30 protein-coding genes are annotated in these 24,161 nt (G+C 26.9%); 12 read left to right on the forward strand and 18 right to left on the reverse strand.

What is annotated here, in order from left to right; all coding sequences use genetic code 11:
* Positions 1-123 precede the first annotated feature (123 nt).
* On the forward strand, positions 124-594 hold the full coding sequence (locus tag ACBT_RS07625; protein WP_024776179.1) for an acyl-CoA thioesterase: 471 nt from the start codon (positions 124-126) through the stop codon (positions 592-594).
* A gap of 23 nt (positions 595-617) precedes the next feature.
* Here ACBT_RS07625 and ACBT_RS07630 read toward each other — a convergent pair whose 3' ends face one another.
* From ACBT_RS07630 to ACBT_RS07695, 14 genes are all read right to left on the reverse strand, one after another.
* Positions 618-1,082, reverse strand: a complete 465-nt coding sequence (locus ACBT_RS07630) for an N-acetyltransferase (RefSeq protein WP_024776178.1) — start codon at positions 1,080-1,082, stop codon at positions 618-620.
* Entirely contained in the window at positions 1,072-1,674 is a 603-nt protein-coding gene (gene yihA / locus ACBT_RS07635; RefSeq protein WP_024776177.1) for a ribosome biogenesis GTP-binding protein YihA/YsxC, read from the reverse strand. The genes ACBT_RS07630 and yihA overlap by 11 nt, the downstream gene beginning before the upstream one ends.
* A 4-nt stretch (positions 1,675-1,678) precedes the next feature.
* On the reverse strand, positions 1,679-2,161 hold the full coding sequence (gene lptA / locus ACBT_RS07640) for a lipopolysaccharide transport periplasmic protein LptA (protein WP_024776176.1): 483 nt from the start codon (positions 2,159-2,161) through the stop codon (positions 1,679-1,681).
* Positions 2,162-2,701: an LPS export ABC transporter periplasmic protein LptC gene (gene lptC, locus ACBT_RS07645; RefSeq protein WP_024776175.1), complete on the reverse strand. Its 540-nt coding sequence runs from the start codon at positions 2,699-2,701 to the stop codon at positions 2,162-2,164. It lies immediately after the preceding gene.
* Positions 2,692-3,189, reverse strand: coding sequence for a KdsC family phosphatase (locus ACBT_RS07650; protein WP_024776174.1), 498 nt, complete (start codon positions 3,187-3,189; stop codon positions 2,692-2,694). Before ACBT_RS07650 ends, lptC begins: the two co-directional genes overlap by 10 nt.
* The gene (hisB, locus tag ACBT_RS07655) at positions 3,186-3,758 is read right to left on the reverse strand and encodes an imidazoleglycerol-phosphate dehydratase HisB (protein WP_024776173.1); all 573 of its coding nucleotides are present in this window, start codon (positions 3,756-3,758) and stop codon (positions 3,186-3,188) included. Before hisB ends, ACBT_RS07650 begins: the two co-directional genes overlap by 4 nt.
* Positions 3,759-3,767: 9 nt before the next feature.
* Positions 3,768-4,682 carry a septal ring lytic transglycosylase RlpA family protein gene (locus tag ACBT_RS07660; RefSeq protein ID WP_024776172.1) on the reverse strand — a complete coding sequence of 305 codons (915 nt, stop codon included), beginning with the start codon at positions 4,680-4,682 and terminating at the stop codon, positions 3,768-3,770.
* Positions 4,666-5,904 carry a lytic transglycosylase domain-containing protein gene (locus ACBT_RS07665; protein ID WP_024776171.1) on the reverse strand — a complete coding sequence of 413 codons (1,239 nt, stop codon included), beginning with the start codon at positions 5,902-5,904 and terminating at the stop codon, positions 4,666-4,668. The genes ACBT_RS07660 and ACBT_RS07665 overlap by 17 nt, the downstream gene beginning before the upstream one ends.
* A 33-nt stretch (positions 5,905-5,937) precedes the next feature.
* Complete coding sequence (locus ACBT_RS07670) at positions 5,938-6,726, reverse strand: TatD family hydrolase (protein ID WP_024776170.1); 789 nt, start codon at positions 6,724-6,726, stop codon at positions 5,938-5,940.
* Between the two features lie 9 nt (positions 6,727-6,735).
* Entirely contained in the window at positions 6,736-7,038 is a 303-nt protein-coding gene (locus tag ACBT_RS07675; protein WP_024776169.1) for a hypothetical protein, read from the reverse strand.
* 56 nt (positions 7,039-7,094) lie between these two features.
* Positions 7,095-8,423 carry an HslU--HslV peptidase ATPase subunit gene (hslU, locus tag ACBT_RS07680; RefSeq protein WP_024776168.1) on the reverse strand — a complete coding sequence of 443 codons (1,329 nt, stop codon included), beginning with the start codon at positions 8,421-8,423 and terminating at the stop codon, positions 7,095-7,097.
* Between the two features lie 7 nt (positions 8,424-8,430).
* On the reverse strand, positions 8,431-8,967 hold the full coding sequence (gene hslV, locus ACBT_RS07685; RefSeq protein WP_024776167.1) for an ATP-dependent protease subunit HslV: 537 nt from the start codon (positions 8,965-8,967) through the stop codon (positions 8,431-8,433).
* A 3-nt stretch (positions 8,968-8,970) separates the two neighbouring features.
* Complete coding sequence (gene rplI, locus ACBT_RS07690) at positions 8,971-9,417, reverse strand: 50S ribosomal protein L9 (RefSeq protein ID WP_024776166.1); 447 nt, start codon at positions 9,415-9,417, stop codon at positions 8,971-8,973.
* Positions 9,418-9,481: 64 nt separating this feature from the next.
* Positions 9,482-10,117, reverse strand: a complete 636-nt coding sequence (locus ACBT_RS07695) for a recombinase family protein (protein ID WP_024776165.1) — start codon at positions 10,115-10,117, stop codon at positions 9,482-9,484.
* Positions 10,118-10,323: 206 nt separating this feature from the next.
* Between ACBT_RS07695 and ACBT_RS07700 the strand changes: the two genes are divergently transcribed.
* From ACBT_RS07700 to ACBT_RS07730, 7 genes are read left to right on the forward strand one after another with little or no spacing between them, the layout of a single operon-like run.
* Complete coding sequence (locus ACBT_RS07700; RefSeq protein WP_024776164.1) at positions 10,324-10,878, forward strand: UbiX family flavin prenyltransferase; 555 nt, start codon at positions 10,324-10,326, stop codon at positions 10,876-10,878.
* Between the two features lie 2 nt (positions 10,879-10,880).
* A complete protein-coding gene (gene coaD, locus ACBT_RS07705) occupies positions 10,881-11,375 on the forward strand; it encodes a pantetheine-phosphate adenylyltransferase (RefSeq protein WP_051429971.1) in 495 nt (164 codons plus the stop codon).
* Positions 11,366-11,935, forward strand: coding sequence for a dTMP kinase (gene tmk / locus ACBT_RS07710; protein WP_024776162.1), 570 nt, complete (start codon positions 11,366-11,368; stop codon positions 11,933-11,935). Before coaD ends, tmk begins: the two co-directional genes overlap by 10 nt.
* A complete protein-coding gene (gene hisS / locus ACBT_RS07715; RefSeq protein ID WP_024776161.1) occupies positions 11,925-13,154 on the forward strand; it encodes a histidine--tRNA ligase in 1,230 nt (409 codons plus the stop codon). The genes tmk and hisS overlap by 11 nt, the downstream gene beginning before the upstream one ends.
* A 1-nt stretch (position 13,155) precedes the next feature.
* Complete coding sequence (gene speA / locus ACBT_RS07720; RefSeq protein ID WP_024776160.1) at positions 13,156-14,970, forward strand: biosynthetic arginine decarboxylase; 1,815 nt, start codon at positions 13,156-13,158, stop codon at positions 14,968-14,970.
* Positions 14,957-15,706: a serine O-acetyltransferase gene (cysE, locus tag ACBT_RS07725; RefSeq protein WP_084031373.1), complete on the forward strand. Its 750-nt coding sequence runs from the start codon at positions 14,957-14,959 to the stop codon at positions 15,704-15,706. Before speA ends, cysE begins: the two co-directional genes overlap by 14 nt.
* Positions 15,707-15,708: 2 nt before the next feature.
* Positions 15,709-16,443, forward strand: coding sequence for a sulfite exporter TauE/SafE family protein (locus tag ACBT_RS07730; RefSeq protein WP_024776158.1), 735 nt, complete (start codon positions 15,709-15,711; stop codon positions 16,441-16,443).
* A gap of 22 nt (positions 16,444-16,465) precedes the next feature.
* On the opposite strand, the gene ACBT_RS07735 is transcribed toward ACBT_RS07730, so the two are convergent.
* Positions 16,466-17,071 carry a hypothetical protein gene (locus ACBT_RS07735; RefSeq protein ID WP_024776157.1) on the reverse strand — a complete coding sequence of 202 codons (606 nt, stop codon included), beginning with the start codon at positions 17,069-17,071 and terminating at the stop codon, positions 16,466-16,468.
* A 136-nt stretch (positions 17,072-17,207) separates the two neighbouring features.
* Here ACBT_RS07735 and ACBT_RS07740 point away from each other — a divergent pair, with 136 nt between their 5' ends.
* The 4 genes from ACBT_RS07740 to ACBT_RS07755 all read left to right on the forward strand — a co-directional run bounded on the left by ACBT_RS07740 (position 17,208) and on the right by ACBT_RS07755 (position 21,423).
* On the forward strand, positions 17,208-17,801 hold the full coding sequence (locus ACBT_RS07740; RefSeq protein ID WP_024776156.1) for an FAD-dependent oxidoreductase: 594 nt from the start codon (positions 17,208-17,210) through the stop codon (positions 17,799-17,801).
* 72 nt (positions 17,802-17,873) lie between these two features.
* Positions 17,874-19,823: a ribosomal protection-like ABC-F family protein gene (gene abc-f, locus ACBT_RS07745; RefSeq protein WP_024776155.1), complete on the forward strand. Its 1,950-nt coding sequence runs from the start codon at positions 17,874-17,876 to the stop codon at positions 19,821-19,823.
* A 34-nt stretch (positions 19,824-19,857) separates the two neighbouring features.
* Positions 19,858-20,301, forward strand: coding sequence for a GatB/YqeY domain-containing protein (locus ACBT_RS07750; protein WP_024776154.1), 444 nt, complete (start codon positions 19,858-19,860; stop codon positions 20,299-20,301).
* Positions 20,302-20,307: 6 nt separating this feature from the next.
* Positions 20,308-21,423, forward strand: coding sequence for a GGDEF domain-containing protein (locus tag ACBT_RS07755; RefSeq protein WP_024776153.1), 1,116 nt, complete (start codon positions 20,308-20,310; stop codon positions 21,421-21,423).
* Between the two features lie 13 nt (positions 21,424-21,436).
* Here the strand turns inward: ACBT_RS07755 and ACBT_RS07760 are convergent, their stop codons facing one another.
* Genes ACBT_RS07760 through ACBT_RS07770 form a run of 3 tightly spaced genes read right to left on the reverse strand, consistent with a single transcriptional unit; the run spans position 21,437 to position 24,103 of the window.
* On the reverse strand, positions 21,437-22,579 hold the full coding sequence (locus ACBT_RS07760) for a sensor histidine kinase (protein ID WP_024776152.1): 1,143 nt from the start codon (positions 22,577-22,579) through the stop codon (positions 21,437-21,439).
* On the reverse strand, positions 22,569-23,228 hold the full coding sequence (locus ACBT_RS07765; protein ID WP_051429970.1) for a response regulator transcription factor: 660 nt from the start codon (positions 23,226-23,228) through the stop codon (positions 22,569-22,571). The genes ACBT_RS07760 and ACBT_RS07765 overlap by 11 nt, the downstream gene beginning before the upstream one ends.
* Positions 23,225-24,103, reverse strand: a complete 879-nt coding sequence (locus tag ACBT_RS07770) for a cache domain-containing protein (RefSeq protein ID WP_024776150.1) — start codon at positions 24,101-24,103, stop codon at positions 23,225-23,227. The genes ACBT_RS07765 and ACBT_RS07770 overlap by 4 nt, the downstream gene beginning before the upstream one ends.
* Positions 24,104-24,161 lie beyond the last annotated feature (58 nt).

Raw genomic sequence — 24,161 nt, forward strand, 5'->3', positions numbered from 1 at the left:
TTGCTTTATTAATTGTTACCTTTTTAAACCTTATTTTACTTTCAAAAGAAATCAAAGCTTTTTTTTTTAAATATATATTATTTTTAACTATAATTTGGTCAATAATTAATTAAGGTATAAAATATGGAAAATATAAAAAGAGAAAAATCACTTACTATGACTATGCTTATGACTCCAGATAAAGCAAATTTCTCTGGTAAACATGTTCATGGTGGAGAGATCTTAAAAATGCTAGATCACGTAGCATATGCATGTGCAGCTAGATATGCAGGAACTTATGCAGTGACTTTATCTGTTGATATGGTTTTATTTAAAGATCCTATAAAAATTGGTTCACTTGTAACTTTCCATGCCTCTGTAAATTATACAGGAAGAACATCTATGGAAATAGGTATAAAAGTAATTTCAGAAGATATAAAAGATCATAGTATAAAAAATACAAACGTATGTTACTTCACTATGATAGCCGTTGATGAAGATGGAAAACCAACACCTGTTCCAAAGCTAGAACTAATAACAGAAGATGATAAAAGAAGATACAATGATGCTATAAGTAGAAGAGAGTTTAGAATGTCATCAAGACATGCAAAATAAGTAGATTAAAGTAAAACTTTAATCTATGCTATATCTTTTACCATTGCAACTTCATTGCAAATTGGAAAAAGCTTACATTTTATACAGTCAGCCCAAATTTTTTGCTCAGGAATTTCCTCTTTTGGAATTTCTCTAAACCCACAATTTAAGAAAAAATTTTTTTCATAAGTTAAAGATAGTACTTGCTTTATTCCATAAAATTTGGCTTCTTCGACACACTTATCAACTAACTTTTTACCTAAACCTAAGCCTCTATATTTTTCATCTACAATCAAACTTCTAACTTCTGCCATTCTAGGTGAGTGAATATGAGTTGCTGTAAATCCAGCCATTTTTCCATCAACTTTTACAACTATATAAGATCTTATTGTTGTTGCCATTTCATCTTCTGTTCTTAGCAATATGATCCCTTTATCAACTTCAGGTTTTACTAACTCCTGCATTTGTGGTATATCAAGAACTGTAGGCTTATAAAATTCAATTTCCAAAAAGGTGCTCCGTAATTTTATTTTGTAAATCGATTATACCTTTTTTCTTTAAATTTGAAACAAAAATTCCATCAGGATAATCTCTTTTCAATTTATTTAATTCACTACTATTTAACTTATCAATTTTTGTAAAAGCATTAATTATAATTTGATCGCCTCTTTTAATATGTTTCACAAATTCATCAACATTTTTATCTATTTCTAAATCTGGATGCCTTGAATCAATTAAATGTACAAACACTTGAAGATTTGGTCTTTGTTCTAAATAACCTGTTAGATTTTTATTCCAAGAAGCTTTTAAACTTTTTGCAACTTTTGCATATCCAAAACCTGGTAAATCTACAAATCTTGCATAAACATAAGGATTTTCAACATTATCTGTTTTAAATTTAATCTCAAAATAATTTATAAGTTGCGTCTTTCCTGGAGTTGAAGAAGATTTCGCAAGACCTTTTTGCTTTGTAAGAGAATTTAAAATTGAAGATTTCCCAACATTTGAACGACCTAGGAAAGCAACTTCTGCCATTGAAGGTGGTGGAGAATCATTTAAACTTTGGGCTGATTGTAAAAATTTGGCATCTATTAAATTCATACTATTATTTTTCGCCTCGTTCAACATTTATAATAAATTTAACAGGTTTATTTTCACTACCTTTAACTTTTGCTTCACCACTTAATTGATTTATAAAAATGTTATCTCCATAAACTTTTCTATCATCTTTTTTCTCATGAACAAAACCATTACCTATAATATTATATTCCTCTTTTTTAGGATCATAAATTATTTTATCACCTTTACCAACATAATGTTTATCTGCAGTTACGATTTCAAAATCAGCGTCACCAGTAGCTTCATACTTTAAAGGTGTTTTATTGTTTGTTTTTTTATCTGTTTCAAAATATACTTCAACTTTTTTTGCATTTAATCTATCTTGATTCATTTTTACTTTTACATTTCCTGTAAAAATAGATATACCTTTTTTGTCATCTGCTTGAAAATCTATTGAATCAATTTCCAAAATATCATTTTGTGCAAATAGTACAGTTGAGAAAAGTAGTGTTGCTACCAAATATTTCATTTATTTTCCTTTTTTATCATTAAGATCAATTTTAAAATGTGTATTTTTTGATTTTATAAAATCATTTGTTGCATCTAAATATAAATTTATTCCATCATAGTTATGAGTTTTGTAAATAGCTTTAAAAGGATGTGAATTTGTAGCTATTTTTTTTATTTCATCATACTTTAAAAAATCTGTATTAACTTTTGCAAAATTATCTCTTATATACTCAACATTATCTATAAAATTATATGTATTTCCAATCTTTTCCATTTTATCGGCTTTAATTTTCTCAATTAAAAAATCTTTTGTTTTATCTTGATTTCTTAGAGTAATGTTAGCTAAATACATTTCATCTCTATTTTTATATTTTAAAACATTTGCTGCTTCAACAACTCTTGTTACACCTATATCATTTAATGTATACATAGTAGAATTTTCAAACATCAACTGCGGAGCCTCTTCTTTTTTTAGACTAGTATGCAAACTCTCTACAGGTATAAAATAAAAAATTGTACTAAAAACAAGCATTAAAAAGATGAATATTTTTAAAGCCATGTGTTTAAAAACTCCTCTTCTAGATTATCTTCTCTTAATATGTATTCTATCATTTCTCTAGCTGCACCACTACCACCACTTTTTTTACAAACAACATTTACACTATTTTTTACTAGTTCAGTAGCATTTTGTGGAGCAAAAGACAATCCTACTTTTTTAAGCATTTTAAGATCGTTTAAATCATCACCAATTGCAGCAACCTGACTATAATTTAAACCCTCTTTTTTCAAGATTTCATCAAGAATAGCTAACTTATCTTTTACATTTTGATATAGATGTTCTATTTTTAATTCATTTGCTCTATATTCAACTATTTTTGATTCACGTCCAGTTATAATCGCAGCTTTTTTCCCAAGTTGTTTTGTCCAAAAAACCATTGCAAAACCATCGTTTACATTAAAGGTTTTAAATTCTTCTCCTGAACTTGAATACATAATATCACCATTTGTAAGAGTACCATCTACGTCAAATACTAAAAGTTCAATCATAAAACACCTTTTGTACTTGGTATTCCTAATCTCTCATTTTTAACTAAAGCTCGTCTTAGTGCAACAGCAAAAGCTTTAAATGTTGCTTCAATAATATGATGTTTATTTCTTCCTCTTTCTTGAATTAAATGAAGTGTGATTCCAGCATTACCACTCAATGCATGAAAAAATTCTTCAATTAATTCAACATCAAATTCTCCTACTTTACCACTAACATTTATCTCATATACCAAAAAAGGTCTATTTGATAAATCTAAAGCACAAGTTGTTGCAGCTTCATCCATTACAACGGTTGCATTTCCGTATCTTTCAACAGCTTGAATGGGAAAAATTGCTTTTTTTAAAGCTTGCCCTAAAACTATTCCACAATCTTCAACTGTATGATGTGCATCAATGTGTAAATCACCTATACATTCTAAATTTATATCAATACCACTATGCTTACTGAAAGCTTCTAGCATATGGTCAAAAAAACCAACTCCAGTATTTATATTAAATTTTCCACAACCATCTAGCACTAAACTACACTTTATTTTTGTCTCTTTTGTATCTCTATTTATTTCTACCATTGTAAAATCCTATTTAATTATAACTGCATTATTTAAACCATTTGTAGATCTAAAATTAACTGCATCTTGTTCGCTTGAAAAACCTTTTATCAAAACTTTATATAATCCATTCTGATTTACATATTCTACTATTTTTGAAGGATATTTATTTTGATAATCTTTTTTCACTTTATTCGCACCTTCTAGTTTACTAAAAGCACCAACTTGTATAGCAACTTTAGAATTACCAACTATTTTTTGGTTAGAAGATTTATTATTTGCTACTTTCGCGCCAATTTGAGTACTAACTGGAGTCGTAACAACTATATTATCTTCTTTTATTTCAATAGCTTCAAAAGGTTCAATCTTCTCTTCTTTTGGTGTATCAATAACCTCAACAGCAGGTGCTTTACTATTCTCAATTTCACCATTATACCCTAGAACTGTAACTTTTACTTTTGCTGTTCCTGCACCTACCATACTTATTGCATGAGCTGCTTTATTTGAAAGATCAATTATTCTTCCTGAAACAAAAGGTCCTCTATCATTTATTCTTACAATAGTACTTTTTCCATTTTCAAGATTATCAACTCTAACAACAGTATTCATAGGTAAAGTCTTATGCGCTGCTGTCATATCGTACATATTATAAATTTCACCATTTGAAGTTTTTTTAGAATGAAAATCAGGGCCATACCAAGATGCAATACCTTCAAATCTATCACCTATTTTAGCTATCTCAGGATAATATTTTATACCAAAAACACTATAAGGTCGCATAGTTGCTCTATGCATTTCTGGAGAATTGTTTATTTTTGAATTGTTTGTATTTTTATAAAATTTATTATAGTCGTTATCTACATTTTTACTTGAACAACCTGTAAAGAAAAAAATGCTAACTAGTCCTATAAAAAAACTTATATTAACACTATTTAACAATTTCAATCTTATCTCCTATGCTTAGCACTTTCTTACTTTTTTTACTAATAATTTTTAACTTCTTTGTAGAAGTTTTATATTTTTTTGCAATTGATTCTAATGTATCCCCTGCTTTTACTTCATAAACAGTAATACCTTGCTTTTTCGATACATCTTTTTTACTATCATTTTTTATTACTTTTTTTGTATCTATCTCTTGTTTATTGTTATTTTTTGCAATAACTTGTTTTATATTACCCAGTTTTTGATTATAAACATCTAATTTAGTATGTGGGATATAGATATTATATGATTTTATACTAGTTGGTAAAACATCTTTTTTTATATGTTTATTTAGATTTCTGAATTCGTTAAAATCCATTCCTATCATACCAGCAATAGATTTTAGCTGTACACCCTTTGGAGGATTTACAACCTCTAAATTATATTTTGCTTTTTTATCAATTGCACTAAAAGAATCTTTTTCCTTCAATATAGAAAAAGTTACAATTTTTGAAATATATGTCACTGTAGTTTTTGAAAAATAGTCTTTATGATTATTATTTACTAAATATGCGAGATCAAAATAACTTTTGTATCTATCATAAATTATATATAAATTACTCATACCACTTTTATTTTTATTATAATCATCTATATATTTTTTATAAATTTTTACCGTAGGGTTATTCTCTTCATTTGGATTTTCTTCAAGATATTTATCTAAACTGGCTCTTGCAATACCACTAATTATTCTTCCTTCTCCACTATTATATGCTGCTATTGCTAAATACCATTTATTGAAAATTTTATAATATCTTTTTAAATATGTTCCAGCAGCATCTGTAGATTTTAATAAATCTAATCTTTCATCGATATTATCATCAATTTTTAGTTTTAAGTTACTTGCTGTTTGAGGTATTATTTGCCAAAGTCCTCCTGGACCTTTTCCTTTTCCTTGATTAACATAACTTGATTCAAATAAAGGAATAAAAAACATAGCATCAGGTAAATTTCTTTTTTCTATCTCTTCTCTTACAATTTCCATATTTAAAGCAGATTTTCTTAAAATGTTATTGTAATAATTTATTTGCGAAGAAGAACTATATTCATCATAAACTGATTTAAAAGCTTGCGTATTTAAAAAAGAACTATTAATTCCTAAGTCATTTAAAACTTTTTGTTCTATTTCATCTAAAGAAAATAGTTGCAAACAAAATAGTAGGATAAGCAGTAGTGTTTTAATCAAAAGAGCCTCTTATTATAATTTATTTTATTATATCTAAGAAATATTTTTAAACTCTTTAAATAATTTTTTTGCATTATTTGTTGTTAAATTTATTATTTCATCTTCTGAAAGATTTAATAGTTCTGCCATTTTTTGTGCAACATATACAGTATAATATGGCTCATTTCTAATACCTCTATAAGGATGAGGAGTTAAATAAGGAGCATCTGTTTCTATAAGAAGTTTACTTTTGGGGATTTTAGGTAAAATTTCTACTAATTTTTTTGCATTTTTAAAAGTAAGAACTCCACCTATCCCAAAATAAAAATTATGATCAGCCAAAGGAAGTAAATGTTCACTTGCATTGAAACAGTGTAAAACACCACCAACTTCTTTAGCATTTTCATTTATCAAAATTTGTCTTGAATCATCAGAAGCTTCTCTTATATGAATAATAAGAGGTTTTTTATACTTTTTTGCCAAAGTTATTTGAGATATAAATACCTCTTTTTGTCTTTTTATATTCTCTTTTTTTTCTTCTTCATCTTCTGGAAGCCTATAATAATCTAATCCACATTCGCCAATAGCAACACATTTTGGATGATTTACATATTTTTCAATGATTGCTTCATCATATTTTTCAATATCATAAGGATGCGCACCAACAGCAAAAAATACTTCTTCATATTTTTCACTAAGTTTAATTGCTCTATCTAGTGTATCAAAATCTGCACCAGGAATTAAAAATCCATTAACACCTGCTTCTTTAGCATTTATTATAACACCTTCTATATCACTAAAATATGCTTCGTTGTCTAAATGACAATGTGTATCGATAATTATGGTATATCCTTATGACAATAATCTTTTATTTACTAAATTTATAATGTTATTAATTTGTGAAATATCTTTACCTTTTATCCATGCATCTATTCCAAAATTTTTAAATGCATCATAATCACTCTCATCATCAATTACAGCGATAGAAGCAAACTTGTCTTTGCAAACTTTTGATTTATTTTCTTCAAAATCAAAAATTGAATCAATTCCTAAAATAACGATATCAGCATCGCTTGAACTACCAGAAAAAGATTCAACATCAAACTCTTTATTAAATAAAGATGCATCTATATCATAAAAAGTAACTATTTTCATAAACATTCCTTGGCTAAAAATTTAAGTCTAAACAATTCTATCTAAATATTTTTAAATTACAAAATATATCTAGTTGTATCAACGTTATCAACAATCTTCTCTAATTTTGAAGATACTAATTCTTCTGTAACAACAACTTTTGAACCTTTACTCATATCTGCATCAAAAGATATATCTTCAATAACTTTCTCTATAACAGTATGAAGTCTTCTTGCCCCAATATCTTCAGTTTTTTCATTAGCTAATACACTATATTTTGCAAAAGCTCTAACTGCGCTATCATCAAACTCTAACTCTACATCTTCAACTTGTAAAAGAGCTTTATACTGTCTTAACAATGAATTTTTTGTATTTGTTAAAATCTTATATAATGCTTCTTCATCTAAAGATTCTAGTTCAACTCTTAGAGGAAATCTTCCTTGAAGTTCAGGTATTAAATCACTAGGTTTTGATACATGAAATGCTCCAGCAGCAATAAACAAAATATGATCAGTTTTTATTTGCCCAAATTTTGTTTGAACAGAACTACCTTCAACTATTGGAAGTAAATCTCTTTGTACTCCCTCTTTTGAAGGATCTTGTCCATTATTCTTTTTGCTAGTTGCAATTTTATCTATCTCATCAATGAAAATTATTCCACCATTCTCACATCTCTTTATTGCTTCAACTTTAATAGCCTCTGTATCTAATAATCCTTCACTTGCAATTCCTCTTAAAAGAACTTTTGCATCTTTTATACTAACTTCTTTTTTTATTTTATCTTTGTTTAAATTCCCTAACATCTTGTTAAGACTTTCTTGCATTGAACTCATATCAAAAGGTAAACTGGAATCAATTATTTCAACATGAGCTTTTTTTGGAACTTCGATCTCTATTTTTTTATCATCTAATTCCCCATCAAGAAGCTTCTTTTCCATAAGATTATATGCTTTTATAAAAGATTCTTTTGCACTATCACTTGCACTTTCAGGAAGAGGAGGAACTAATTTTTCAACTATTTTTTTAGTAACTTCTTCATCAATCTTATCTTTTATTTTATCTTCATACTCTTTTGTAACAAGATTTATTCCTTCATACACCAAATCTCTAACCATAGATTCAACATCACGTCCTACAAATCCAACTTCTGTATATTTACTAGCTTCTACTTTTACAAAAGGAAGACCCATCATTTTTGCCATTCTTCTTGCTATTTCAGTTTTTCCAACTCCAGTACTTCCAATCATTAGAATATTTTTTGGCATAATCTCTTCTTGAAGTTTTGGTTCAACTCTCATTCTTCTATATCTATTTCTAAGAGCTAATGCAATAGTTTTTTTTGCATCATTTTGACCTATAATATAATCATCTAAATATTCAACAATCTGTCTTGGTGTCATATCCATAATATTTTTAATCCTCTAACTTTAATATTTTTATATTTTGATTTGTATAAATACATAGTTCTCCAGCAATCATAAGTGATTCTTTTACCAACTCTTCTTCATCAAGATTTGAATGTTTTGCTAATGCCCGTGCAGCCGAAATGGCAAAATTTCCACCACTTCCAATACTTGCAATTTCTCCATCTTCTGGTTCAACTACATCACCATTTCCACTTAATATAAATATTTTCTCTTTATTTAAAACTATCATCATAGCTTCAAGTCTTCTTAAATATTTATCTTTTCTCCACTCTTTAGAAAAAGCAATAACAGACTTTAGTAAATCTCCTTTACAAGCTTCTAAATGAGCTTCAAACATATCAAAAAGATTAAATGCATCTGCAGTACTTCCTGCAAAACCGGCTAATATTTTTCCTTGATATAAAGTTCTTATTTTTGTTGCATTCCCTTTTAAAACTGTATTTCCAAAAGACACTTGTCCATCTCCACCAATTACAGCTTTATTTTTACCTTTGTATGCAAGTATAGTTGTCGCGTGAAACATAATTTAACCTGCAATAATATCAATTTTTAATGTAGCATTTATAGAGTGCCCTAATTTACAAACAACTTCATAAATACCAACTGATTTTAATTTGTTATCAGCTGCTATACTTTTTTTATCAATCATTATAGAAAATTGTTTTTCAAGTTCTTCACTTATCTCTTTATTTGTAACACTTCCAATTAGTTGACCATTAGTACCAGCTTTGTGTCTAATAGTAAGTTTAGTAGAATTAATTTTTTCTGCTAACTCTTTTGCAGCTTTTATCTCCTCTTCTTCTTTAAGTGCTAATTTTTTTTGTTCTGCGTTATGTTTTGCAATTACATCATTTGTTGCTTGTAAAGCTAAACCTTTTCCAATTAAAAAATTTTTACCATATCCATCAGCTACTTCTTTTATCTCTCCAGCTTTTCCTAAAGTTTTTACATCTTTTATTAATAATACTTTCATTTTTATTCATCCTTCTTTTTTAATCTTTTTATTTTACAATATTTTATTTAAAGCCTAATAAAGCCTAACTATCTGAAGATTGATTAACTTGTTGTTTTATATTTCTTTTTCTAACATAATTATTTAAGCCTATATGGTTATTATAACCTAAAAGTTTTGCTATTTTTCGTACACTTAAACCTACACCTAGAAGTTCTTCAATTTTCTCTCTTTGTTCATCAAACTTAGATTTTTGAATAGTTCCTTTTGGTTTTCCTAAAGCTATACCATCTAATTTTTTTGCAGTTAAAGCCTCTTTTGTTCTAAGACTCATAAGCTCTTTCTCTAAATTTACTGTCATTGATATAACACTTAAAATCATTTGGCTTAGCATATCTTTGTCATCTATTAAATCCAAATTTTGCTCTATTACAATAATTCGAATTTTATTTTGTAATAAAAACTTTACAATTTCTAAAATTGTATCTATTGTTCTTCCAAATACATTTAAATTTGTAACAATAATCATTGAGTTTTTTTCACAATTTTCAAGAAGTTGTAAAATGTTTTTTTCATCTTTTGGTGTATTAATAATTATCTCAACATTTTTATATATTTGCAACTTCTTTTTTGAAACATAATTAGAAATTGCTTCTTCTTGCTCTTGTGTATATTTATCATTGTTTAAATTTTTTCTAATGTAAGTAAAAATTTTTGACATATTTCTCCTTTATTCAAAAAAACAATCTAGTTTTGCTTAAACATATTGTTTAATTCTTATAGAAAAGTTTATACAAAATGTTATCCACTAAAATATTAATAAATGCTTACATAAATTAATTGTCTTTTTTACTAAATATTTTGTGATTGAATTCAAAGTTTATTTTAGATAATATCAATTTTTTATATAAATAATAAGGTTTTAGATTGAAGTTAACTGTTGCAATTAGCGGTGCTAGTGGGGTAAATTTAGCGATAAAATTCGTAAAACTCATACCCAAAGATATTGAGCTTTTTGTTGTATTTTCTAAAAGTGCAAAAAAAGCATTAAGTCTTGAAAATAAACTGAAAGTAAAAGATATTTTTAAAGATTTTAATAATATCACAATCTTCAAAGATGAAAATATAGGAGCTTCAATTGCTTCTGGATCATTTAAAATTGACAAAATGATAATTATTCCTTGCAGTTCAAATACACTTGCAAAATGTGCCTATGGGATAGCAGATAGTCTTATTACAAGAGCCTTTTCAGTAATGTTAAAAGAAAAGAGAGAGATAATTGTAGTTCCCAGAGAATTACCTCTAAATACTATTATGCTTGAAAATATGCTAAAACTATCAAATTTAGGCGTTGTTATTGCTCCACCAATATTAGGATATTACAGTAATCAACAAACACTTGAAGATATGGAAAATTTTATTATTGGAAAATGGATGGACTTATTAAAAATAGATAATACATTATACAAAAGATGGAAATGAAAATGGAAAACAGTAATTATAATTATACAGGTTCATATAAAAGAGCAATTTATAGTGGTACCTTTGATCCAATAACTATTGGTCATTTAGACATCATAGAAAGAGCAACAAATATCTTTGATGAAGTTATTATTAGTGTTGCAAAAAGTGAACTAAAAAAACCAATGTTTTCTCACCAAAAAAGAGTGGAATTTGTAAAAGCAGCTACAACTCACCTAAACAATGTTAGAGTTGTAGGGTTTGATACACTTTTAGTTGATTTAGCAAGAGAACTTAAAACTAATACAATTATAAGAGGTCTTAGAGCTGTTAGTGACTTTGAATTTGAACTTCAAATGGGATATGCAAACTCTTCAATAAATAAGAATTTAGAAACTGTTTATTTAATGCCTACTTTAGAACACGCTTTTGTAAGCTCTACAATTGTTAGAGAAATTATAAGATTTAAAGGAAAATTTGAACATTTGGTTCCTAAGAAGGTTGTTGAATGTATGTAGTTCTTGAAGGTATTGATACAGCTGGAAAATCTACACAACTACAACTTTTAAAATATAAATTTCCCAGTGCTGTTTTTACAAAAGAACCAGGTGGAACAAAACTTGGAATTAAACTTAGAGAGATGATTTTAAATGGTGAAGCAAATTCAAATTTAGCTGAGATGTTTATGTTTTTAGCTGATAGAGCAGAACATACTAAAGAAGTTATTTTAAAAAATAAAAATGAATTGGTAATAAGTGATAGATCTTTTATCTCAGGTATTGCTTATGCTTTAGATGAAGAAATTGATAAACTAATAGAATTAAACCGTCTTGCAACTTCAAATAATTTTCCACAAAAAGTTATATTATTGGAACTAAGTAAAGAAGAATTAGAAAAAAGATTATCACAAAAGCAAAATGATAGTATAGAAAAAAGAGGAATAGAATATCTTTTAAATATTCAAAAAAGATTAAAAGAGACGATTTTAAAACTAAATATATCTTATAAATTTATTGATGCAAGTCTAAATATAAATGAAATTGAGAAGATTATAGAGGATTTTATAAATGCAAAATAGTATTAAAAATATACAAAGTTTAAGAGGAATGAAAGATATTGTGGGAAGTGAAAGTGAACTTTTCACATATTTTGTTGAAAATGCTTCTAAAATTGCTAAAAAATATGGATTTTCTTACATTGAAACTCCACTTTTGGAAGAGACTGCTTTATTTAAAAGAAGCGTTGGAGAAAGTAGTGATATTGTAAACAAAGAGATGTACCAATTTATTGATAAAGGACAAAATGATGTTTGTCTAAGACCTGAAGGTACAGCTGGAGTTGTTAGACATTTTGTTGAGAAAAAACTTGATCGTGCTGGAGGGGTTTATAAATGGTACTATTATGGACCAATGTTTAGATATGAAAGACCTCAAAAAGGAAGATTAAGAGAATTTCACCAATTTGGTTGTGAAGTTTTTGGATTACAAAGTGTTTATGAAGATGCAAATATTATAATCATGATAAAAGAAATTTTAGAATTTTTTGGTATTGGATTTACTTTAAAATTAAATTCTTTAGGATGCAGTGATTGTATGCCAAAATATAAAGAAAGCTTAGTTGAACATCTATCAAGCTTCAAAGAAGAATTATGCGAAGATTGTAATAGAAGACTTTTAACAAATCCTATTAGAGTTTTAGATTGTAAAATTGAAAAATGCCAATCACTATTAACTAATTCACCAAAAATTACAAATAACCTTTGTAATTCATGTAATACAGATTTCAATAAACTAAAAGAAATTTTAGATTTTAATAATATCTCTTATGAAATAGATTCAAACCTTGTTCGTGGACTTGATTACTATAACAAAACAGCCTTTGAATTTGTAAGTAATGAAATAGGTTCTCAAAGTGCAATAGCTGGTGGAGGAAGATACGATAGATTAGTTGAATTCTTAGGTGGAAAATCAACTCCTGGTATTGGTTTTGCTATAGGTATTGAAAGACTTTTAGAATTAGTTAAGAAAAATGATGAAAAAGAAGACTTTGTATACATTGGTGTTTTAGATGAAGCTTCTTTAAATAAAGCTTTTGAAATAGGTATAAAAAAAAGAAAAACAACAAAAACTTATATCGAATATACTCCTAGAGGATTTGCAAAGCATTTTGGCATAGCTGAAAAATTAGGTTGTAATATTGTTGCATTAATCGGTGAAAATGAACTAAAGAATGAGACAATTTATACAAAAAATATAGGTACAAAAGAAGAAATTACAGTGAAGTTGGGAGATTTTTAGTATGAAAAATAAATATGGAATAGATATTTGGGGTGATGATAATTTTTTTATTGAAGATGGTGTTGTAAAAGTTGATTATAGTTGTTCTCCTTCACTTATTTCAATTGTAAAAGACATAAGAAAACAAGGATTTAAAGGTCCTTTGCTTCTTAGATTTCCTCATATTACGAAAAAACAAATAAAAACTCTTTTTAATGCTTTCAATGCAAGCATGAAAGAGTATGATTACAAAGGTAAATTTAATGCAGTTTTCCCATTAAAAGTAAACCAACTACCTAATTTTATTCACCCTTTAGTAAGTGCTGGGAAAAAGTATGGTTATGGTTTGGAAGCTGGAAGTAAAGCCGAATTAATAATAGCTATGACTTATAACAACTTGGGAAGTCCTATTACTGTAAATGGATTCAAAGATAAAGAGATGATACATCTTTGCTTCATTGCAAAAAGTATGGGTCATGATATTACAGTTATTATTGAAGGTTTAAATGAACTTGAAATGATTGTTGAAGTTTTAAAAGAGACAAATATGGAAGCGCCTAATGTAGGTCTTAGAGTTAGACTTCATAGTGGAGGAAGCGGCGTTTGGGCAAAAAGTGGAGGAATTGATTCTAAATTTGGACTTACTTCAACAGAAATTCTAGAAGCTTTTGAACTTATGCAAGACAATAATTTAGAAGATTTATTAACTATGATTCATTTCCACATAGGTTCAGCTATGAATACTATCAAACCTTTGAAAAAAGCTTTAAGAGAATCTGGTCATATCTATGCTGAACTTAAAAATTTAGGAGCAAAAAAATTAAGCTCAATAAACATTGGTGGTGGATTAAGTGTTGAATATAGTGCTTACGAACAATCAAGATTCTACTCTCTAAATGAATTTGCAAGTGACGTTGTATTTACACTAAAAGAGATAGCAAGACAAAAAGGTGTTGAAGAGCCAAATATTTTTACTGAATCAGGAAGATTTATTAGTGCTGCATCAACTGTACTTATAGCACCTGTTTTAGAACTTTTCTCAGCAGAATATGAATTAAGTCATCTAAAATTAAAAGGAGTAAATCCTCCTCTTATTCAAGAGTTACATGATTTGTTTAGAGATATGACTAAGAAAAAAGCATATGAGTTTATGCATGATAGTATTGACCACTTAGAGTCACTTTTAACTCTTTTTGATTTAGGATATATTGACTTACAAGATAGATCAAATGCTGAAATTTTAACTCATCAAATTATAAAAAAAGCTATTTCACTTTTACAAGTAGATGATTATGAAGAGCTTAGAAAATTTGATAAAAATATTCAAGAAAAATATCTACTTAATTTCTCTTTATTCCAATCACTACCAGATTATTGGGGAATAAACCAAGAATTCCCTATTATGCCAATTACGCATTTAGATAAGAAACCAACAAGAAGTGCAAGTCTTTGGGATATAACTTGTGATAGTGATGGAGAGATACCTTTTGATATGCAAAAACCTCTATATTTACATGATGTAAATTTAAATAAAGAAGATTACTTTCTAGGTTTTTTTAATGTGGGAGCATATCAAGATACTTTAGGAATGAAACACAATCTATTCTCTCATCCAACTGAAGTAAATGTAGTATTTAAAGATGATGAAGTAATTTTAGAAAAACTTTTAGAATCTCAAAAAGTTATAGATATTTTGGATGATATTGACTATGATACTGAAGAGATACAAAGTATTTTGAGTAAAAGATTACCTTTAGAAACTTATGAAATATTAAAAAAATACCTGAATGATAATAGTTATTTAAAAACTATCTGGAGTTACTATGACGATGAATGAAGAACAAAAGAAAGAAGAATTAAGCTTATGGCAGATAATTAAAGAGGACTTTTCTGTTCCAAAATTAAATGATCCTGTTCTAGACTCAAATTTTGAACTATTTTTTAACTATCCAGGTGTTTGGGCGATAATAAATCATAGAATTGCAAATAAACTTTATTATAAAGGATTTAAAAAATTTGCAAGAGTAGTTGCTGGAATTTCATCTTTTTTCACAAAAACAGATATTCATCCAGCTGCAACTATAGGACGAAGAGTTTTTATAGACCATGCAATTGGAGTTGTTATTGGAGCAACAGCTATTGTCGAAGATGATGTATTAATTTATCAAGGTGTAACTTTAGGAGGGGTAAGTCTTAACAAAGGTAAAAGACACCCTACAATTAAATCTAATGTAGTTCTTGGAAGTGGAGCTAAAATTCTTGGAAATATAACTATTGGTGCTAATTGTAAAATTGGAGCAAACTCTGTTGTAGTTGTCGATGTACCTGAAAACTCTACAGCTGTTGGAGTACCTGCAAGAATTATAAAAAAAGATGGTAAAAGAGATAAATTAGCACACAATGAATTACCAGATATAAATAAAGAAATGTTTAAATACTTAATAGGAAGAATTGCTCATCTTGAACATTCAATAAAAAGAGATGAAGATTGTACAGAAGATGAAAAAAACAACATTTTAGAAACAGAATATAACAAATTTATAGAAACACTAAACTCTAGTAAGAAAGACTGATTGTGGAATTAGAACTTATTGTATTTGGATTAATTACTGGATTTACATCAGGTTTTTTTGGAATTGGTGGAGGAAGTATTTTAATTCCTATGCTTTTACTCGTTGGATTTGTTATGAAGGAAGCTGTTGCAATATCAATCATGCAAATGGTTTTTTCATCAATTTATGGTTCATTTTTAAATTCAAAAAAAATAAAAGGCTTAGTTAGAGATGGTATTATTTTAGGAATTGGAGCTATATTTGGTGGATTAGTTAGTGGATATTTTTTACCTAGTATTCCAAATATATATCTTCAATACATATTCATAGCTACTCTTATTTATACAATATATACCCTTTTTAGAGCTCCTGCAAGTCAAGATGTAGAACAAGAAGATAAAAATATATTTCTACTAATTTTTATTGGTTTTTTTGTTGGAATTTTTGCTATGAGTATAGGAATTGGTGGTTCATTGATGCTTCTACCAATATTGGTACGATTTTTAAAATATGATTTAAAAGTAGCAACTGCTTTAGGACTGTTTTTTGTTATTTTTTCTTCAATTGGTGGTTTTATTTCAACTTCAATTTATGGAAATATGCTCTACTATGAAGGAGCAATTATAGGTATAGGTTCTGTTATTGGAGTATATTTTGGAATAAAAGTAAAAGAGAAAACAAAAGCAACTTCGTATAAAAAATTTGTATTAACATTAAATCTGTTTGTTTTAATAATTATGATTTACAAAACTATCTAAAAGATGAGTAAGAATTTAATTCTTACTCACTTTTTAATGAATTTATTTTCTCATCAATTAAAGCTAAAGTTCTTTCTTGAGTTTTATATGAAATTTCAGGTAAATTCCCTCCAAAAAGTTTGTTTGCCTCTTCAAATCCTTGAACAATTCCATCTCTTCCTTTTTGAAGCTTTTCTAAATCATCCCCTGCAAAGCTAAAAACAAAATTTGCAACTCTATCTGAAGTTTGAGTTATTCCAAAAAAACCATTTTCACTAACTAAATCTTTTGCTTCATCTTGCGTTAAATCTAAAATTGGTTTACCCGTATATCCAATATTTTTTAAACTCATTCCACTTTGAGTCTCTTTACCACCAAGGAAATCTAAAAGATCTATTTGACTAGATTTATCAGCTCCTTGTCCAACAACACCAGCCTGAGCTAATGTACCACCCTTTGCCATATGTTTAGCGTTTATCTCAAATAAAATAACTTGAGCATTCATAGATAAAGTAACTCTAGCTGCAGAATTATTAATAATCTCCTCAACCGATTCACTCTTAGCTGATTCATTTTTAGTCTTGGCACTTAAATTCGTATTTTGCTTATACATATCCAAAGCTTGGCTCATCTGTCCTTGTACTTTCATTTAAACTCCTTTGTGTTTATATGGCCAATTATACATTTCTTAAAATTAAATTAAACTTATTTTTAAATAAAGTTTTATTTAAGAGATTTATTAATCTTTTTTATTATAATTAACAAAAATTTTATAAGGAAGAATTATGATTTATGATGTTGTTATTATAGGTGGTGGTGCGGCTGGATTTGGTTGTGCATTGACTCTTGCTAGTGCTAATGATAAGTTTGAATGGGCAAAAGATAAAAAATATTTAATTATTGATGATAACAAAAGTGATTTAAATGCTGGTAAATATTTTAATGTTGCTGGAATTGAGGCTGGTATAAATGGAGTTGATTTATTAGAAAAGATGAAAGTTCAATTAAAACAATATTCTAACAACGAACTAAAAAATAGTACAGTTAACAAAATAGAAAAAGTAGAGTCTGGATTTATAATCATTTGTGAAAATCAAACTATAGAATCAAAAACTCTTGTTTTAGCAACAGGTATGCATAAATTTGATATAGAATTTAGTGAAGTTCAAGTAAAAGAAAATATTTTTGCTCCTAAACCAAATAAAATTTTATTAGCAAATACAAATAATCTTATTTCAGAGAATCTTTATGTTGCTGGTCTTGCAAGTGGTGTTCCTTCTATGTTTGCATGTGCTAATGGAGATGGAACAAAAGTTGCTTGTGATATCTTAAAAAGTTGGTGTGGAAAAGTTGCAGTTGTACACGATGTAAAATCTTAATTAAAAAAGCAAAAAGCCATATATAACCCTTTTTTGGATAAAATCTAACCTTTAAAGATTAAAGGTTTTTATATGGCACTAATAGACTTACAAAACATCTCAAAACAATACGATATAAAAGTTATTCTAAAAGATGCAAACTTTACCCTACAACAAGGGCAAAGAGTTGCAGTTATTGGTCAAAATGGACAAGGTAAATCAACTCTATTTAAAATTATTATGAAAACTGTTGAACCAGATAGTGGTGAAATGGCTATTGATAGGTCAGTAAAAATAGAGATGCTAGATCAACAACCAAAATTTGAAGCAAACTTAAGTGTAAGAGATGCCATTGAAAATCAACTAGTAGAACTAAAAACTGCCAAAGCTGAATATGAAAGAGTTACAAATGAATTAGCTACAAATTATGAAGATCAAGATTTGTTAAGAAAACAGAGTGATTTAGCTTCATTTATTGATTTTCATAATGCTTGGGATCTAGATAACATGATAGAAAGAGTTTTGGTTGAATTTCAATTAAAAGAATATGAAAACAAAGATGTAAACATGTTAAGTGGAGGAGAACAACGTAGAGTTAGCCTCGCTGGACTAATTTTAAAAAAACCAGATGTTCTACTTTTAGATGAGCCTACAAATCATCTTGATGTTTATATGGTTGAATTTTTAGAAGAATTACTTTTAAAAAATAACTTTACTCTACTTTTCATCTCTCACGATAGATATTTTATTGATAATATTGCTACAAGTGTTGTTGAAGTTGAAGGTGGAGAATTAAGACGTTTTAATGGAGGATACTCTGCTTATTTAGAACAAAAAGCTCAAATCTTATCAAATATGCAAAAAGAGCATGAAAACCTTCTAAGACTTGTAAAACAAGAAGCTCACTGGATGCAACATGGAGTTACTGCAAGAAGAAAAAGAAACGAAAGAAGAAAAGCTGAATATTTTGATTTAAAACAAAAAGCAAAAACAAATCCGGCAGTAATAAAAAAAATGAGCATAGAACTTCAAAGAGAGCAAAAATCTTTTAATAGTGAAGAAAAACAACAAAATAAGAAAAAAATGCTCTATGAACTTGATAATGTATACAAAACATTGGGTGAAAAAGAGTTAATCAAAGATTTTACTACTAGAATTCTACAAAAAGATACTATTGCAATAGTTGGACCAAATGGAAGTGGAAAATCAACTCTACTTAAAATTTTTATGGAAAAACTAAAAATAGACAAAGGAACTTTTAAAAAAGGTGATTTCCAAATAGGTTACTTTGATCAACAAAGAGAGATGCTAGATGACAACAAAACTATTATGGAGATTTTCTGCCCTAATGGTGGAGATAGAGTAGTTTTAGATGATGGAAGAAATATGCATGTTTTTGGATACTTGAAAAATTTTCTATTTCCAAAAGAGTATTTAGATAAAAAAGTAGGTGTTTTAAGTGGTGGTGAAAAAAATAGAGTTGCCCTTGCACTACTATTTACAAAAAGAGTTGATTGCATGATTCTTGATGAGCCTACAAATGATTTAGATATTCCTACAATCAATATTTTAGAAGAGTATCTACAAAATTTTCAAGGTGCACTAATATTTGTATCACATGATAGGTATTTCGTAGATAAGATTGCAAAAAAACTATTTGTATTCCAAGGAAATGGTCATATTATGGAAAGTTTCCAGCCATATAGTGAATATTTACAAATAGAAAAAGAGCTAAAAGAGCTTGATTCTTTAGAAGTTGAAATAGAAAAAGACAAAACTACTTCAAAAGTTGTAAATGAACCGAAAAAACAAACTAAATTATCATATAAAGATCAAAGAGAATATGATATTTTACCCAAAGAGATTGAAGATCTTGAAAATAAGATTGCCGAATTAAATAACTGCTTAGCTGATCCAAAATGTTATGAAAAGATGGGAATTATAGCACTTTCAAAAGAGCTTGAAGATACAAAAACTATCTATGAAGAAAAAGTTGAAAGATTCCTACATCTTGAAGAGTTAATTGAAAGTTTTAACAATTAAAATAATATAATTTTACATTAAAAAAGGAGAAAAAATGAGTTTAAAAGAAAAATTAAATGAAGATTTAAAACAAGCGATGAGAGATAAAGAGGTTGTAAAAAGAGATTCTATTAGAGCTATTAATACAATGGTTAAGCAAGTTGAAGTTGATGAAAGAAGAGTTTTAGATGATGCTGAAGTTATAAAACTTATTCAAAGAGGTATCAAACAAAGAGAGGAAGCAATTTCTCAATATAGCGCTGCTGAAAGAGATGATTTAGTTCAAAAAGAGCAGGATCAAGTTGATGTATTTATGCAGTATTTACCAAAACAACTAAGTGATGATGAATTAGAAACTGGGATGAAAGAAATAATCAGTGAAGTTGGAGCAACTAGTTTAAAAGATATGGGAAAAGTTATGGGAGCAGCTTCAAAGAAATTTGCAGGTGTTGCAGATGGAAAAAGAATAAATGAGATGGTAAAAAAACTTTTAGGATAAAAAAAAATGCAAGAATTCTTTGAAAATCTGTGTGAAATAGAAAAACTTGAAATTAAAAAAAATCAGATAAATTCTGCGGAAGGGCTAATTTCTCTTCTTTTAAAAAGAGCCCCTAGAAAAAATGTAAGAGTTTTAGTAAATATTTTAAAACAATCTTTACTTCCTTCTATTAGCCAAGATGAAAATAAAGAGCTTGAAGAACTATTTTTAGAAATAGATAAAGATGAAAATTTAATCTTTGAAAAAGAAGTACAAGAAAAAATTGAACAATTTATTTCACAAAGATTTGAAAAAGACAAACAAGTAATTATTGAAAAAACTTCTGATCTTTCAAAACTTGTTTTTATAATGGAAGAATTTTTAAATGAAGCCATTTCAAGTAGTGGAAATGGCTCTAAAAATGTATTAAATATAAAAGAAAAATTAAAATCTATAGATATAAATGATGGTAGTTTAGAGACTCTTTCTATGGTTCAAGCAGAACTAATAAATGCGGCTTCTTCAATAGAAGAAGAGATGAACAAAGTTTCAAATAAATTACAATCAGGAAAAACAAAAGTTCAAGAGCTTGAAGATAAAATAAAAAATCTTGAAGATGAACTAAAGAAAACGAAAAATGAAAGTATGAGAGATCATTTAACTGGTCTTTTAACAAGAAAAACATTTTTTGAAGAATTAAAAAGAATAGATAGTTCATATGAAAGAATGGGAACACAGTATGCAATTATTTTCTTTGATATAGATCATTTCAAAAAGATAAATGATACATTTGGCCATGAAGGTGGAGATATTGTATTATCAACTTTTGGAAAAATTCTAAACAAAAGTATTAGAGATTTAGATATAGTTGGAAGGTATGGTGGTGAAGAATTTATCGCTATTGTTCATTTTAAAGAGACAAAAGAGCTTTTACTTTTCTTAAAAAGAATCAAATCAATAGTTACTGAAAACAATTTTATATACAAAGATAAACAACTAAAAGTTACTTTTTCTGCTGGTGTAACTATTAGAAATAGCTACAAAAACTATGATGAAGCTATAAATAAAGCAGATAAGCTACTTTATGAAGCAAAAAAATCTGGTAGAAATAAAATTATTTTAGAAAATGGAATGGAATTTTAATTCCATTTTTAAATCAAATATTAAAAAATATATATCTAAAAGTTGAACCCTCACTCTCTTTAGAAAATACATCTATTTTAATATTGTTTTTAATACAAATATTCTTTACAATACTAAGCCCTATTCCAAAACCACCTGTAATTTTATCACCTCTATAATACCTTTCAAAAAGTTTTGAAACATCTTTTATTCCAATTCCTTCATCTTTAAACTCTAAAATAAAACCTTCATCTATTTTTTCTAATTTTACAAAAATTTTTGATTCTTTATTTGAGTATTTTATTGCATTTGAAAGATTATTATCAATTATTCTATAAGCTTCTATTTCATTAAATTTTATATTTATATTTGGTTCTATATTTTTAAAAATTTCTATATTTTTTGCATTTGCTAAATCATTAAAAAAATCTACTCTTTTTTCAAAAAATAAAGAAAAATCCATATCTCTTCTTTCATTTTTTACTTCATTTTGTTGCATATAATATTCTAAATCTTCATAAATAACTGTCATATTTTTTAAAGCTGATTTAACTCTTAAAATATTCTTATCATTTTTTAATCTCAAAGATAACATATCAATATTTATTCTTGCAACCCCAATAGGTGTTTTTAATTCATGCATTGCATCTTTTAAAAAATTATCTAAATACTCATTTAATTTTCTATAAGGTTCAATACTTTGTTTAATTACAAAAAAAGATAACAAAAATATAAAAAAACTAACTATTATAAAAAGTATTAAACAGTTGTAAATAACTTCACTATAATCAATATTTTTGCAAATAATCAAATAATTATTATCTAAAATATTATTTAGCTCTCTTTTAAAACAAAGTCTTTCATTAGATTCATTAAAATCATCTTCAAAAAAATCTAAAGAAAGATTTGTAAAAAATTTCTCTTTTTTATTTTCATCATATAAACTAGAGTAAAATATATTTGATCTAGGAAAATAAAAAACTTCACCATTTTGTTCTAAAAAATTCTCTATTTTTTTAACTACTTGATTAGAATAGCTTTGTAAGTCAAGTTTATCTTTTATATCTTGATTTTTTATACTTGCATCTATATAAAAATAGATTGGTATAAAAGCTATTAAAAGAGTTATCAAACCTTGAATTAAAATATATTTAAAATCACTTTTATTACTTTTCAATCTTATATCCCAAAAATCTTTTTGTAACTATAAAATTATTATTTGTTTTTTCTCTAACTCTTTTTATGCACATTCTAATATCAGCATAAGAAATTTCTTTATTTTCCCATACATTTTCATGTAAACTCTCAATTGATACAAAGAAACCTCTATTTTGTACTAAAAAAGCTACAAGTTCAAGCTCTTTTTGTGATAGCTCTACTATAACATTATCTACAGATAAAACCATTTTCTTTATATTAAATTTATATCCAAATTGTAATGTTATACAATCTTCATTACTTTGGAAATAATTTTTTATTTGTTGTTCAATCCTATGCTTTAATTCAATCATATCAAAAGGTTTTCTTATATAATCATTACAACCTAAAGTATAACCATGACTTAAATCTTTTATATCTGTTAATGAAGTTAAAATTATTATTGGAGTATCAATATTTGATTCTCTTACATACTTAACAAGAGAAAAACCATCTATTTTTGGAACTCTTATATCAAGTAAAAGCAAATCATACTTTGTTTCAAATATAGCGTTTAGCGCATCTTCTCCATTATCAAAATCATCTACAACAAAATCTAATTCTTCTAAAAACTCTTTTATCGACTCTTTATATAAAAAATCATCTTCTAATAACAATATCTTTATCATTTTATTATTATCTCTTTATTTATATTATTATATTTTCTTTCACTATCATTTAAATTAAATTCCCCATGATAATTATAATTTGGCAAATATACAAAGTTTTTTACAAATTTCTCAAAACAAACCACTAAAACACCTGCATTTTTATTTCCAAAATTTCCTAAAGGTATCTTTGAATAAATTTTAGAATCTTGTTCAATAAATAATTTATCACTATTTAAAACTTCTTTTATAAGTTCTTTATTAAATTTATCAAAACTATTTTGTAATAATACAAATTCTTCAATATGCTTATTCTCTTTATATGAAGTAGCAATATTCAAAAAATCTTTTTCAAGCAAAATCATCGATGATATACCCAAATTTTTTAGCCTGTAAATAAAATCTTTAAAATCAATAATTATCTCTATAGATCCTAAGAATTCATTATTTTTATCATAAATTGGAGCTATTGCTTTAACATTAAATCTTTTTCCTAATTCATTAGAAACAAATGGTTTATTTGAGCTCTTAACTTTTACTAGTCCTTCTCTAAAACTAGTTAAATTCTCTCCAAAATCCTTATCTTCCCAACTTCTAGTAAAAACTTCAAGATTTTTTGTATGAATTTGTACGTCAATATCTTGATTTGTATAGGCTTTAATAATCTCTAAAAGTTTTAAAAGCTCTTTTTTTAACTCTTTTGAATTGTTATCATCAAGATTTTTTACTATATCTTGATTCTTTGAAAATACTAAAGCTAAAGAAAGGGCTTGTTTTTTCTGATTTTCTAATTCATCTTCAACTATTTTCATTTGATTAGAAACAAAAATATCTAGTTCTTTTTGATTAAGTATTGTGTTATATCTATTTAAAAAAAATAGTAAAATTGAAATCAATATTAAAAATGATATTAAGAATTTTTTGTAAGATATTTTAATTGGGGGGTATCATATA

It is taken from the genome of Aliarcobacter cibarius, assembly GCF_013372265.1.
Classification (GTDB): domain Bacteria; phylum Campylobacterota; class Campylobacteria; order Campylobacterales; family Arcobacteraceae; genus Aliarcobacter; species Aliarcobacter cibarius.